This is a genomic window from Shewanella schlegeliana (assembly GCF_016765635.1).
Lineage (GTDB): Bacteria > Pseudomonadota > Gammaproteobacteria > Enterobacterales > Shewanellaceae > Shewanella > Shewanella schlegeliana.
The window spans coordinates 85,615-100,285 of sequence record NZ_JAESVD010000013.1; the positions used below are offsets into that span (position 1 = coordinate 85,615).

8 protein-coding genes are annotated in these 14,671 nt (G+C 44.5%); 4 read left to right on the forward strand and 4 right to left on the reverse strand.

Going from position 1 to position 14,671, the window contains the following annotated elements; translation table 11 throughout:
- Positions 1 to 111 precede the first annotated feature (111 nt).
- The 4 genes from JMA39_RS18780 to JMA39_RS18795 all read left to right on the forward strand — a co-directional run bounded on the left by JMA39_RS18780 (position 112) and on the right by JMA39_RS18795 (position 7,957).
- Positions 112 to 2,424 (forward strand): hypothetical protein, encoded by a 2,313-nt coding sequence (locus JMA39_RS18780; RefSeq protein ID WP_202723412.1) that lies wholly within the window; start codon positions 112 to 114, stop codon positions 2,422 to 2,424.
- A gap of 230 nt (positions 2,425 to 2,654) precedes the next feature.
- Positions 2,655 to 4,025, forward strand: coding sequence for a sigma-54 interaction domain-containing protein (locus tag JMA39_RS21260; protein WP_202723413.1), 1,371 nt, complete (start codon positions 2,655 to 2,657; stop codon positions 4,023 to 4,025).
- A 43-nt stretch (positions 4,026 to 4,068) separates the two neighbouring features.
- The gene (locus tag JMA39_RS18790) at positions 4,069 to 4,851 is read left to right on the forward strand and encodes a thioredoxin domain-containing protein (RefSeq protein ID WP_202723414.1); all 783 of its coding nucleotides are present in this window, start codon (positions 4,069 to 4,071) and stop codon (positions 4,849 to 4,851) included.
- A gap of 760 nt (positions 4,852 to 5,611) precedes the next feature.
- The gene (locus JMA39_RS18795) at positions 5,612 to 7,957 is read left to right on the forward strand and encodes a hypothetical protein (RefSeq protein WP_237732920.1); all 2,346 of its coding nucleotides are present in this window, start codon (positions 5,612 to 5,614) and stop codon (positions 7,955 to 7,957) included.
- A 155-nt stretch (positions 7,958 to 8,112) separates the two neighbouring features.
- On the opposite strand, the gene JMA39_RS18800 is transcribed toward JMA39_RS18795, so the two are convergent.
- From JMA39_RS18800 to msbA, 4 genes are all read right to left on the reverse strand, one after another.
- The gene (locus JMA39_RS18800; RefSeq protein ID WP_202723416.1) at positions 8,113 to 11,196 is read right to left on the reverse strand and encodes an Ig-like domain-containing protein; all 3,084 of its coding nucleotides are present in this window, start codon (positions 11,194 to 11,196) and stop codon (positions 8,113 to 8,115) included.
- 447 nt (positions 11,197 to 11,643) lie between these two features.
- Complete coding sequence (locus JMA39_RS18805) at positions 11,644 to 11,817, reverse strand: Trm112 family protein (protein WP_202723417.1); 174 nt, start codon at positions 11,815 to 11,817, stop codon at positions 11,644 to 11,646.
- 11 nt (positions 11,818 to 11,828) lie between these two features.
- Positions 11,829 to 12,821 carry a tetraacyldisaccharide 4'-kinase gene (gene lpxK / locus JMA39_RS18810; RefSeq protein ID WP_202723418.1) on the reverse strand — a complete coding sequence of 331 codons (993 nt, stop codon included), beginning with the start codon at positions 12,819 to 12,821 and terminating at the stop codon, positions 11,829 to 11,831.
- Positions 12,822 to 14,645 carry a lipid A export permease/ATP-binding protein MsbA gene (gene msbA, locus JMA39_RS18815; RefSeq protein WP_202723419.1) on the reverse strand — a complete coding sequence of 608 codons (1,824 nt, stop codon included), beginning with the start codon at positions 14,643 to 14,645 and terminating at the stop codon, positions 12,822 to 12,824.
- Positions 14,646 to 14,671: the final 26 nt, after the last annotated feature.

The window sequence follows — 14,671 nt, forward strand, 5'->3', positions numbered from 1 at the left end:
ACACTTTCAGCCCCAAGATAAAACATAAGCAATTGAATAATAAGAATTAAATTGTTGGCACTATATATGTATTAAATCAGAGTGAATATTACGATGAATGAGGTATCAATTATGAGCATTTACAGTAAGCCTCGATTCTCACTCTTACCTATGGTTGCAGCACTTGTGCTTGCAGGGCTGCCATTGGCAGCAAATGCCCTATCGGGTGCAATTTTCACAACCACTGAAGATGGTGGCATAGTAAATGAGAATGTAAGGTATGAAAGCAAACTAGACGTATATCTAGATGGTGGACCTAGGATGAATGCGCCAGCATTCGCTGCGGCGCTTCCTGACGGTAATTACTATTTCCAAGTCACCGATCCTAGTGGTAAAGATCTTCTCTCTAGAGACCATATCAGTTGTCGTGAGATCAAAGTTGAAAATGGTGTAATTACTGAATATCCAGGTGCAGGCGGAACTAACTATGTGAAAGAGAAAGGTGCATGGCAGGCAGTTTCCTGTACCGAGTACCCTACAAACGGTAACAAAACCATGGCCGTTCACGAGTTTAACTCCGACATAGATCACGGTAGCGACTTAGGTGCTATGGTTATCCAGCTCTATCCCTATGATGACACGCCTAATAAAGGTGGCGTTTATAAGGCATGGGTAACCCCTGTCGAAGACTACGACCCAGTTAATCAGTTTGACAACGCAGGAGGAATGGGTGCGACAAATCAGCCTAACCAAGAGGGCTATCAAGCTGGTAATTTCCATGGTTTTATTCCGCGCTATACCAAAACCGACAACTTTAAAGTAAAAGAGAGAAAACCTCAGTACGGTATTATCGCGTTACGTAACTATCACGATGCCAACTTAAACTGTCGTTTAGACCTAGGTGAAAAATTTATCTGGCAATGGCAATACGGTATCGAAGATGGTTTAAATGTCCGTAATGACGATAACACCAACGATGAGTCTAGTGGCGATCCAACGACCATTTTACTTAAAGAGGCTTTAGGACAGCTCAATGATACTTGGTCTTTAGACCACTTCAGGTGGACCGAACATCAAGATAAAAATCTTAATAGTCAATATTTCACCACTTCCGGTTATGTCCATAACTACCAAGCGTTTAGCTCATTAAATACCGGTCCTGAGGACCCTAGCCTTTGGGATGGCGATGATGCGAATGATTTTATTCAGCGCTTCGTGATGGAGATGCCTTGTCCAGACCTGTTTGATGATGGCTTAGCGCCACATACCAGTAATGAGTTTTCAGACTTTATCCCAACAGCCTTAGGTGTAGAGCCACTAGTGGATAGCGATCCCCAAATCACTATTACCTTAAGTCAGGTGGGGTTTGCCAATATTAAAGTGAAGAAAATTTTTGATATTAACAATAACGGTATCCAAGATGGTAATGAGTCAGGGCTAGCTAACTGGCCAGTTCGATTAAAATACGCCCCAAGTTTGCTGGAATCTAATGGTGGGCCAGTCCCCGATACGATTAGCAGCACGGTTAATGCCGATGTGTATGCCGAAGTAGTGGCACGTTTTGGGCTCACAGCAGATCCGATCCTAGAAAACGGTTATGCAAACCGCATGACAGATGCCCACGGTGAGATGACCTTTAGCGTACTGTTACCTAATGGATATGGTGATGCACCGCTAACTCCTTATCCATCAGACTTCTATCAGGTAGAAGAGGCATCAGCTCAAGGCTGGATAGCAACATCAAGTATCACAATCGACTTTGATGTGAGATCCGAGGCCAGCGGCCCAGATGGTCGACACCCTCCTATCATGGGTAACGCATATCTGGACAATAGCAGCACCCCTCTAGGTGATGTGGTATTTACCAATATCTGTTTCAATGAGGCAAGCTTTGGAACTAAAGGTTATTGGCATAACAAGAATGGCTTAGGCGAAATGGAAACAGCCTTTGTCACAAGTTATATCAATAGCTTAGATCCTTATGACAGTGAAACCAGCTACTTTGGTAAAGGCGATGAGCCATTTGATGGCATGTTCACCGATGGTACTTTGGTCGATGCCGCCTACCAAAATGATTCTATCACTGATGGGATCTCAGCAGGTGCTGGTACCGTCAAGGCAGAGGTTTCTCATTTCCTAATTGATGGCAATGGCGGCGGCGATCCACGAGAGCAGCTCGCACAGCAATTACTGGCATTTTTGTTCAATATTGAGTATCGCCTAGGCGGTGATGCCGTGTTAATGATGCCTGGCGGAGGCACTATGTCTACCGCAGATATCGTTGCTGCAGCTATCAGTGCATGGCAAGGTACGGATGCCGCAGCGCAAAATCACTACAAGACCTTGTTAGATACCTTTAACAACATGAAAGTTGCCGATGATAACGGAGTTAAATACGTACCAAGCGATCCTAGTCAGTGCCCTGCACTTCCTAGCGCATACTAGTTCCACCTACAGCTCAGGGATGAGCTTTACTTTTTAGCACAGTCTAATCTGTTAACTGATAGAAAGTCCGCATCAAAGAACCTCCCCCAGTGACATAATTTTGCCACACGTCAATAATACAGCACCTTTAGCTCTCTATCGGCTTGCGTTCCGCCAAATCCTACCTAAAATTTATACATCAATAGTTCGCCATTGAGGGCACTGACACAGAGTTTCTCTAAGGGAGAACCGTGAACAAATTCCAGCATAAAAAGCCTGTTGCTTACAGAGAAATCCTAGTGCTTGACCTCACTGGTGAGTTTTTTTGTTGTGAACAGGAACTTAAACCGTTGCATTGGCACTGTATTCACGCCGCAACCCTTCCTTGCGCAAAAAAAGCATTGCGAGATTATAATTTCTTCGTTGCCATTGCGGTGTTATCTAAAAATACTCAGCAACGGGTGCTCAACAACATCAATGAGATAAACCTGCGTCAACAGAATATTATCTGGGTAGCCGTATTGATCGATATCGATGCGGAAGATGCAAAGTTCACTTCACATCTTCCCTACTATTTTACCGACTATCATCATCTTCCCATTGACTGGAACCACCTAAACCAAACATTAGGCCATGCCTATGGTATGGCACTGTTGAAGCAGAAAGATCAAAATAGTTGCTGTCATCTAGGCCAAAAAACGCCGCTGTTGGGCGACTCTCATTTGATCAATAAACTCAGAGATAATATTACCAAGGTTGCCGCATCAGACGAGTCAGTACTGATCAGTGGTGAAACCGGTACGGGGAAAGGCCTTTGCGCCCATCTTATCCATAGCCAGTCAGCCAGAAAAAGAGGCCCTTTCATCACTATCAACTGTGGCGCTTTACCGCAAAGCTTGATCCATTCTGAACTATTTGGTCATGAGAAAGGTGCCTTTACTGGAGCTGATAAACAGTACATAGGCCATATAGAGAGAGCCAATAAAGGCACGCTATTTCTAGATGAGATTGGTGACCTTACATTAGAGTCTCAAGTGAACCTGTTACAATTTCTCGAAGAACATATCATCGAGCGCCTAGGTGGTAACAGAAACATAGCCATAGATTGCCGAATCATCTTCGCCTCCCACGTTAATCTTGAAATCGCGGTCGAAGAGGGGCGATTTAGAGAAGATCTCTATTATCGCATCAATATATTGCACCTTAATGCGCCAAGTCTTAGAGAGCATAAAGAGGATATCCCACAGCTCGTAAGTGAGTACTTAGATCTGTTCTGTCCCGAACATCAAAAGTATACCATAGCCCCAAAAGCACTGGATACCATGCTAGCTTATGAATGGCCAGGCAATGTCAGAGAGCTCAAGAACCGCGTACATCGCGGTATTATCATGGCAAACAGTGAGCAATTGAGCGCAGCGGATCTAGGGATAAAAGTCACCAACATTAAACCAGATGAAGACGATGTGGTTGATCTCGCTCAGCATAGAGTCGTAATCGATACCGAACTGCTACTCGATGCCATCAAGCGTAATAACCACAATATCTCTGCTGCAGCACGCGAGCTTAAGATTTCAAGAACCACCTTTTATCGCCTTATTAAAAAATGCAAGATTAAACTCTAATGTTGGCTATTTGACTCCATCTAAATAGCCGAGGACCCCCACAATGTTAAGATACAAACGACTACCGATTGCATTAATGCTGACACCATTATTGCTCACAGGCTGCCAACCTCAGGATAATGCCGAAGTGAAACAGGAAATAGCATCACTCAAGCAGGAAATCTCACAGCTGAAAAAAGAGATGAGTACGATTGGAGGCCAAGTTAAAGATATTCATACCATTGCGATGCGCTCACAAAAGCCGCAATATAAAATCTTACCGACACAGCCTAACTTTAATGAAGATGGTAAGCTGCCTTCACTGGGTGATGTCACTGCTCAGCTAGCTATTATCGAGTTTTCTGACTATCAATGTCCTTACTGTAAACGTTTTATCGATCAAACATTTACTAAACTAAAATCCAATTATATCGATACGGGTAAAATCCAATATCTAACCCGCGACTTTCCGCTGAACTTTCACCCTAAGGCTAAAGGTGCAGCCATAGCAGCAAACTGCAGTTTGCAACAGAATGCATACTGGCCGATGCGAGACACTCTATTTAAAAATATGCAGCAACTAGATGATGAGCTTTACCAACAAACCGCCAGCAATCTCTCGTTAGATATCACCAAATTTAACGCTTGTCTTGCAGATGAACAGATGCTCAATAAGGTGCAGCAAGATGTTGCCTATGGCTCCTCTCTAGGAATTAGAGGAACACCAAGCTTTGTAATTGGCCGAGTCGAGAACGGTCAATTAATCTCACCTAAACTGGTTGTTGGAGCCCAGAATTATCAAACTTTCGCGCTATTACTCGATGAACTACTCGCCCCCCCCCAGTAAAGTGGCTAACAAAAAGTATCTAGTAAGCGGTAGCTTCCGTAAATATATCGCGAGGCGACACCACTTCCGCTTCTAATTAATGATACCAGTATCGAGCTAGCGCTCCTTACTGGTAATGGCTTCTTACTAATAATAGTTCCTTACAATCCCCCTCCACTTAAACAGAGGCTGATATACTCCTTTTTAAATACCTATCTTACGGCAACCAACCCCGCCCTTACTTACTCTAAATAACAAGTAAATTAAGTGTATTAACGACTTACACTGATAAAATCCTAGGCACTAATTCATCGTGATTTTTCGTTAGTAAAAACGCATTCTCAACCCTGTTCTATGAATTCAGAAGATAACTGCACCAGGTGTAACAGGCGTTACAACCACATGTTGAACACTGCTTTAAAAATAAACTTTTAATAAACAACAGATTATAAATACAGTTAATTACTTCTGTTTCACCCCTGAAACATCACCTTCCATTATCAGCACCAGCAAAAACACATTACTTAATATATTCAAACACTTAAATCAATGGCTTAGGGTTTGCTTACTCTCTAAGCATAAGTTTGAATTTGACCTCTCTGAACCCAATTGCTAGCGATCTTCTCAGTCAGGTAATCAGTCTTATCGGCAAACCGCCGACAGTGACGTGACCATGATGTCACGCCAAATTTTGACACTCTCCAAGTAAGTATCATATTGGAGAAATTGACAAAAACTAAGCACGTTTTATCCATATTCACTTATTAAGATGGTAAATATTATGAAACGAATCAAATGCAAAAAGCTTATTCGCGCGCTAGGTATTGCGCTTATAAGCTCGACCACCCTCTATGGTGTGACGAGCCTGTCAACCGCAGATGCTGGAGCCTATGACTGGCTAGGCATGAGCGAAGACCCAACTAAATTCTGTATGGCTGATGCCTACCTGATGAAAGCAGGTAACAAGCTTGCTCAGGGCTCACTCAACTGTACTGCGAATGACGTTGAAATCACTAAAGTCACTCCTACCGACCCTAACGCCGAGTGTAACTTAGGTGACGTGTTCACCTTCAATGCCGATGTGACAGTACGAACTAATGCGAATGAGCGTTGGGATACCACTTTCTATCTACCTTTGACCGAGCAAAGTCCTCAAGTTGTACAAGGTGCCGGGCTTCGTAACTGTAGTATGATTTTACCGATCCCAGGTGATAGCGGTGAGACGGCAGATGTCCAACTAGATGGCGACCAATGTGGTGATATCACCAAAGCCTTAGGCCCTGATGAATATGTGCTCACCAACGAGCCCATCACCATGTTATGTGCCGATGCTGATGGTAATAATCAGGCAGACTTTACCTACTGTGCGGCTTGGGATAACATCGACAGAGATAATTGTACCTATGGAGAAGACCCTTATGCAGGTCAAATCCCCAACAACAAATCAAAATGTAACTGTGACACCTTTAATATCGATGTCTTTATTAAGCCGACCCCACCTGTAATCACCAAAACACTCACGAGTGTCTCAACCCGTAGTGAGCCTGGTGGCACCTTTAGCTATACCGTTAGCTTTACTAACCCTAATGCCCAAACCTCACTGTTTATCACATCATTAACTGATGAGATTGATATCGGTGGCGAAGGTACTTTCGATACTTCAATTAATCTTTGGGGTCCAACTGTCACACCCGATCCAGACGTTGATGGGCTGTATCTAAAAGCTACTAACTGTTCAATGCCAGCTAACGGTGGTGAAATTTTACCGAGTGCCACATACAGTTGTGCCTTCACGGTACATATAGTCGACAGAGACTTGCCGAATGACCAAAGTCCACAGTTCTACGATGACCTCGTTAAACTTGCACTGATCGATAAGAACGGTGATGCCGTTGTTAATGGCGATAGCTGCTCAGCGATTAATAGCGTTGCTGGCGATCATTGTAGTAATGAAGTCAGAGTGCAGATCACCAACCTACCACCAGCAATAACCGTGACTAAGACGGCTAACCCAACCGAGGTTTTAGAACCTGGCGCAAATGTCGAGTTTACCGTTAAAGTACAAAATGATGCTGCATTCTGGGATTCTCCACTCATATTAACAGTATTAAATGACACTGACTTTGGTGATCTACTGGCCGATGAGTGTACTGGGATCTCTACTAGTATTGCGCTCGGTGGCACTTATACCTGTAAGTTCACCAAATTTATCGGTGGTAATGCAGGCGATCAGCACTCCAATACCGTATCAGCAACCGCTATCGATGATGAGGCAGATAAGGCAACGGGTAATGACTCTGCCATGGTCGATATCCGTGATGTACCATCGTCAATCACTCTGATTAAGACTGCAAACCCAACTGAGGTGTTAGAAACTGGTGACGATCCAAATAACTATAGTAACGTTAGCTATAACTTTAAGTTTAAAGTCAACGCTGCAGGTGTGGATGATGTAACCTTCAAGACTCTCACCGATAATAAGTTCGGCACTCTAACCGGACAATGTATGGTTAACAGCAAAAATGGTAACCCTATCACTCCTACAGCACTTAACGGCTTTGTATTACAGCCAGGAGATTACGCAAGCTGTGATATCACCAAAGGGCTACAGGGTAATGCGGGTGATACTCATGTCAATATTGCCACTATTACAGGTGTCGATGAAGACGGTCAGGATGTCGATGCATCCAACGATGCAACAGTGACCTTTACACCGCAGGCTCCTGATACCGATATGGCATTCGCAACCAGTATGCTAGTAGTGTTAGAGCTAACTAATGCCGGTGTCGAGAATGTGACCTTAACAGATCTCACAGTGAAGGGTGTTACAGTTGCCCATAATAATACACATCCTCTGTCTGAATTTGTCATTCTCAATGCTGCCAACGGTGAACATGCAGGTGTATCTTACTCACCTTGTGCCATTGATACGGTACTTGGTTATAACGGTTCAGGTAGTGAACACTATACCTGTGCCTTTACCATAGAGCTTAAGCCGGGTGTGGAAAACACTGACAATATAAAATTCCTAGCAACGGGTGTTGATGGTATCGTCGCTGTGGTAGAAGATGATGAAGGTACGCAGATTGTCAATGGCGTAACTGTTGAAGTTAATACTGTTGAGTAAATAACAGGGCTCAACCATTAACTGTACTATTTTGCACAGTACTATGATTAACAGTACATAAGCTTTAAATGACAAGAGGGCGACGGTAAAAACCGCCGCCCTCTTTATAAATCACTATCTAGGATAGTAAACTTGATAGTAAACCTTGTGACAGGTTATTTCTTACCGTTACCATGGCCGTTACCACCACCGCCAGAACTCGCTAGGCTCAAGCTAACAGAAGCCGTTGCCGTCTTATCACCGTCACTGATGGTGTAACTGAAGCTATCGCTGCTCTTAAAACTTTTGGCAGGTGAATATATCACTTGCCCATTGCTATTTATCTGTACGCTTCCCTTTGCTCCCTGACTCACTGAAACAATCGTCAGTTCATCATTCTCAGCATCCCAGTCATTGGCTAGCACATCGATGACCACAGATGTTTTGGATGACATAGTCACACTATCACTAACCGCCACCGGCGCGGTATTAACAGCAGCCTTAACCGTATAGCTCAGACTGGTTTTTCCTAAATACTCTGCTTCACTCGCATTCTGAGCATTAAGGCCAATATTAAATGTTCCAGCTTCTGCCTTGGTATCCGATGTCACGCTAATATTGACAACAGTGCTGGCGCCAGGCGCTAACGTTACTCGTGTAGAACTAGCACTCCAGCCAGTTGGCACATCGGCAAACAGAGCAAATGCGGCCTCTGAGCACGCCTCACTATCATGACTCGTTACTGTAACGCTATAACTCACCTGAGTCCCTGCTGCAACCTCCCCCCCTTGAGGGTTTGATGCCACAATCGATGGTGCAGCCAATGTACAAGTTGGCAGCGGCTTTGCCACCGTATAACTTGCGATATCATTGCCACTGTAACGATTATCGAGACGGTTTGTCGCGCTCATATCGAAATCATAAGTGCCATCTTGCGCAACTGCCGATGATTCTACATTCAAACTAATATTGCGGCTCTCACCAGGCGAGAGACTCACCCCAAGGTTATCTGCACGCCAACCGGCAGGCACATTGGCTGTCACATCAAAGTCGCTACTTGCACAACTGCTGCTATCTTGACTGGTGATAGTTCCTCGGTAGGTTGCAGCCTCCCCAGGAGCCAGCTCACCACTATTATCGACTGACAAGATAAATCTTGGGCTTGCCATGACGCAGGCCTCGATAGGTGAGTCAACAACATAGCTGACTATGCCTGTCTGAGCGTACTCGCTATCGCTACTGTCAACCGCCGTGATGGTGATATCGTAGAAACCATCAGTCGCAGTATCAGCCGAGGTCACATTTAAGCTCACTGTACTGCTCGCCCCAGGCGCTAAACTAAGACTATTTTGTGTCGCTGCCCAGCCACTCGGCACAACAGCTGACAGGTTATAATCAGATATCGCACAACCTGTACTGTCATTGTTAGTTACTGTTGCTTTGTAGGTAACTGAAGTCCCCGCCTCAACCCAAGCACTTTCATTAGGCTGCAATGACAAACTCGGACTCGCCTTTACGCAGCTTAAACCAGAATAGCTAACACTGACGCTGGCGCCCGAAGCATCGGCCCACTCAGTGGTAATCGTTACGCCAGCATCGGGATCGGTATAACTTGTTCCCGCCAACAAGGCTGCATCATCAAAATCATAAATACCACTGTTTGGTGTCATATCGATGAGCAGGTTACTCTGCATATCATTTTCAGTCGCTAGATGAAATACCACGCCATCGGTAATCCCATTTTTACCCGCAAGAAAATCATCGAAACCTATCGCCTGGCGATACTCAATGTAATACCACAGAGGTAAGCCTGTATCGGCATCGGTACCGCGTCGTACCTTAAGTCCCTTAGCATTACCAGCTGGCAAAGTTTCATAGGGCTCAAGCAAGTAGCTACCATCATTTTCAGCAGTAACAACTCCTCCAGCAGCAGGCGTTATCCAACCAAGCTGCTGTTTGCTAAACGCATTAAAATGCCCTGTTACTCCAGATTTACCCATGATATCCATGGTATCGCCATATTCAAATGACATACAACGGCCTGTTAATACCCCTTCTGAGCAGTCATAATCTTTCGCATGGTGTAAGCCAAAATTATGCCCTAGTTCATGACCAACGGTACGCAATGTCATTGAACCGTTGATAAAGGCACGAGAAGGACTTCCGCCGATAGTCCCCTGACCAGTCCAGCCACAATCTGAATTTTCAGGATAGATGTATACCCAGCGGTCATATTCTGATACATCCACTCCACTAGCGATAACGGCTTGACGACCATAATTATCGATATCGTTGGTTCTACATGTCGCATCGATTGGCAGGGTAAAGTAACCTTGTACAACACCGCTTAACCAAGTTTGACCATAAGATGCTTCCTGGTAGTAGTCGTTGACAGTCCCAAAGACCATCTCTTGTACTTCTGCTGTTGTCCAAGGCTGACTCGTGTTGTTCTGAAAGTTAACTAAAATAACCAGCGTTCGCTGCTCACCTATTGTATTAGGCAAGCTAGATGCCGAAGCGCTCATTACATCCGTGGCGGCAAGAAGCTGCAAACTATCGCTGTCATCGTTTAGCACTAACGCGCTAGATTCTGTTTGCTCAATATCGCTCCCTTTAAACATCCAACCTTTAACTTTAATGTGAGCGCCTGTTTTCAGCTGCTCAAACTTAGATCCTTTAGCAAGGTGCAAGTCTACCGAGCCATTCTCTGTTATTAACGAGTGACGTAGCTGGCTATGGCTACCATCCTCATAATCGACATATGACTGTTCAAGCTCACCTTTAAGCTCACGCTTTTGAGTCAGCATAGCCAATACATCTTTTGGCATACCAGCTCTAGCAGACTCAGGTAAAACGGCACGAACAGCAGCTTGAGGATCGGTTTTAACCAAATCCTTGAGTAATTCCTGACGGGCTTTAGCCTGCGCGATTAATTCTTGTTTAAGCTGTTGCTTATTTGACTTACTCGCTTGACGAAACTCTGTCATACGACTCGCAAGCTGTAAGGTCTGCTCTTCAACCAGTTGCTTATGAGGGTTGCCTTTCCAGCCCAGTGCGTGACCTTTAGCATGAGCTTGAGTGTACTCATGGCTAGCCGAGCCATTATTGCTTAGGGGGTGAGAATGTCTGGTATCCGTTACAGGTGCGGCAGTAGAAGTTACTGAAAGAGTGAAGGCTGAAAAAGTCAACAATGTCGTTGCCGATAGCTTCAGAATTGTGGCAGCCGAACGCGATGCCAATTTGACATTTTTGTTATTCAAATATCATTACCCCTAAGAGTCGAACATACTTATTTAAACCTGCCTAACGACAGATTTCTCATTTTGGTATTATCAGTATGAAAATTAATAAATAATCATAAAGCAGAGGGGTGAAACCCTTGCTGGCTCTAGGTTTGACTAGAGAAACCAGACGGCATACTAGCAAAAATGGAGATTAAATTACAAACAGCAATTGATCATTTTTTGATCAATCGTACGTTTTTTAACCACTCAGCACTCTAAGTAATTGATAAGCGACATTCAGTCAAAAAGGAGTTTTATAGCGACAATATATAAAAGGCTCTACTTAGGCTTTTATAAGACTTGATTTTGACAATAGCGATTCAAGTGCCACTACTGTCCAAACCTGTAATATGAGAATTGACTACGGCTCTACCGCTAAAATGAAAAAAGCGCCACTTAGGCGCTTTTTAATGGTAGTAAAACTTACTCTACTAATGGTTCTGCTTTGTTTTCTAATAGTACTGGAATACCATCATTAATCGGGTAAACCAGCTTATCTGCTTTACAGATCAGCTGCTGGGCTTCTTTGTTGTATTCAAGCTTGCCTTTACATACAGGGCACGCAACGATTTCGAGTAGTTTTTTATCAAATGCCATTTCGAATACCTTTACTTATCTGCTACTAACCGATCTATTTTAGCGAGTAGTTGTTGATCAAATGAGGCGGATAGCTTCGCATCTACAGCGAGATACCACCAGTTATCTTTTGCAAAATCGCGACATTTCACAGCATCTTTTTCTGTCATGGCCAAGATACGACCATTTGCGAGTTCATTTAGCACAGACTCACAGTAAACACTGTGGTCGTCAAATGTTTGGGTTTGCTCCAATTGGTAGCCCTGAGCAGATAACGTATCGAAAAAACGCTGTGGATTGCCAATCCCAGCCATCGCAACCAGCGGCGCGTCCTTACTCGGAGTTTTACTTGCATCATGATGAGTCGATACAGGTAACCATGCGGAGGGATGCAAAGTCATCGGCACCTCTCCTTGCAAAGCACTGCCACCATTAACGATGACGTGATCCACGCTTTGCAAGCGCCATGGGCCTTCGCGCAGAGGACCTGCTGGTAACAGCATGCCATTACCGAAACGACGCTCTCCATCGAGAATAACCAGCTCGATATCTCGGGCTAATTGATAGTGTTGTAGACCATCGTCACTAATGATGATATCAACATCAAAATCTGCTAATAGCTTATTTGCCGCATCGACCCGCTTAGCACCTACCACCATAGGGACTTGCGTTCGTGACACTATCATTGCAGGCTCATCACCTACAGTATCTGCAGTGTCAGCAGGCAAAACCGCTCGGACGCCATCAATCTCGACACCATAACCACGGCTAATCACACCAGGCTTTAAACCGTGCTTTCTGAGTAACTCGATAAGATAAATAACGGTTGGGGTTTTACCGCTGCCGCCAACGGTAATATTACCGACGATAATTACTGGCACAGGGAGCTTAACCGCTTTTTTAATCCCTAAGCGAAACAGTTGACGCCTGAAGCTAGTGATTGCCGAAAATAGTAAGGCAAGAGGCCATAACGCAAACCTAAGCGGATGGCTCTGATACCATAATTTATTAACCCAAGACTGCATCTAGCTACCAAACTGCATCTGATACAGGTTGGCGTAAACACCGCCCTTAGCAAGCAGGGACACATGGGTTCCTCGCTCAACAATCTTGCCTTGATCGACCACCAAAATTTGGTCAGCGCTTTCAATGGTCGATAAACGATGGGCAATCACAATTGAGGTCCGGTTTTGACGCAGATTATCTAAGCCCTGCTGAATCGCCTTTTCTGACTCGGTATCAAGCGCTGAGGTCGCTTCATCAAGAATTAATACTGGCGCATTACGCAAAATAGCACGGGCAATGGCGATACGTTGTCTTTGACCTCCTGAGAGCATCACGCCATTTTCACCAATTTGGGTATCGAGTCCCTCAGGCATTGGCTCAATAAACTCCATCGCATGGGCTAAGGTCGCCGCTTCAATGATCTGCTCTCTTGTGGCCACACCAGGATAAGCATAGGCAATATTGTTAGCGATAGTGTCGTTAAACAGCGTTACTTGCTGTGATACGAGTGCAACCTGGCTACGTAAAGTCTTAAGCTTATAATCATCGATATTTTGACCATCGAGAGTAATATCCCCCGCCTTAAGACCAGTGTAAAAGCGAGTCACTAGACTGGCAATGGTTGACTTACCTGAGCCTGAGCGACCTACCAAGGCTAAGGTTTGCCCCTGCTCAACTTTAAAGTCGATATTGTTAAGCGCCAACTTCTCGTGTCCAGGATAACTAAAGTCAACATGGTTAAAAGCTAGCTCGCCTTTAACGCGGTCGACTTCTAGCGTACCCGTATCGCTTTCTGGCTCAGTATCGAGTAGCTCAAACACTGTAGTACAAGCCGCAATACCGCGCTGAAATTCTGCGTTAACACGGGTAAGGTTTTTAATTGGCTGTAGCATGGCAAGCATAGCACCTAAAATGGTGGCAAAAGTACCTGCTGTAAGCTCGGATTTCATACTGTCGATGCTCGCGGCATAAAGCACAAATGCCAATGCAAATGAACCGATAACCATCACTAAAGGTTGACTAATAGCCTGCGCCGTTGCCAGTTTCATGGTTTGATATCGGTTTTGATCGTTTACTTTAGCAAACCGCTTGGCTTCAGTTTCTTGACCACCAAAAGAAAGCACATTCTTATGGCCTTTGATCATCTGCTCGGTTGCAGCTGTCACTCCGCCCATAGCAGCTTGAATTTGCTTAGACACCTTTCTAAAGCGGCGACTCACAACGGTGATCACCACACCGATAATAGGTCCAACAATCAAGATAACTAAAGACAATTTCCAAGAGAAATAGAACATGATTGAAATCATGCCGACAACGGTGATGCTGTCACGAACGATAGTGATAAGCGCACTGCCCGATGCACGAGCTATCTGCTCTGTATCATAGGTGACTCGAGAGATAAGATTGCCAGTGTTTTCAGAGTCGATATAACTCACAGGTAGTGTCAGGTAGTGCTCAAACACCTCTTGACGCATATCCATGATCACCCGTGCACTCATGTAAGAGATGCAATAAGTCGAGAGGAAGTTGGCTAGACCACGAAGTGAGAATAATCCGATAACCACAAACGGCGCCATCATTAAAACATCATTCGATGAGTTAAAACCACCACTCGTGCCTAAGTCTAAACTACTTAGGCCACCAGCAGCTTGAGCCGCCTGCCCAGCTTGGCCGCCAAAGCCTTCATCGATGAAAGGTTTAATCACCGCGATAAAAGTGGCATCAACAAGGGCGTACATTGCAAGGCCAATGATGGCAAAAGCTAATACTGTTTTAAGAGGCTTTAAATACCCTAACAGGCGCTTAAAAACAGTCCAGACTTCATTTTTAGGAGATGTTGTCATTGAGGAATTAACATATTGGCAAAAGA

What these genes read in the sequence shown, in the direction of transcription:
- JMA39_RS18780 (WP_202723412.1), top strand. Translation starts at nt 112, where the DNA reads ATGAGCATTTACAGTAAGCCTCGATTCTCACTCTTACCTATGGTTGCA.
- JMA39_RS18790 (WP_202723414.1), top strand. Translation starts at nt 4,069, where the DNA reads ATGTTAAGATACAAACGACTACCGATTGCATTAATGCTGACACCATTA.
- JMA39_RS18795 (WP_237732920.1), top strand. Translation starts at nt 5,612, where the DNA reads ATGAAACGAATCAAATGCAAAAAGCTTATTCGCGCGCTAGGTATTGCG.
- JMA39_RS18805 (WP_202723417.1), bottom strand. Translation starts at nt 11,817, where the DNA reads ATGGCATTTGATAAAAAACTACTCGAAATCGTTGCGTGCCCTGTATGT.
- lpxK (WP_202723418.1), bottom strand. Translation starts at nt 12,821, where the DNA reads ATGCAGTCTTGGGTTAATAAATTATGGTATCAGAGCCATCCGCTTAGG.
- msbA (WP_202723419.1), bottom strand. Translation starts at nt 14,645, where the DNA reads ATGACAACATCTCCTAAAAATGAAGTCTGGACTGTTTTTAAGCGCCTG.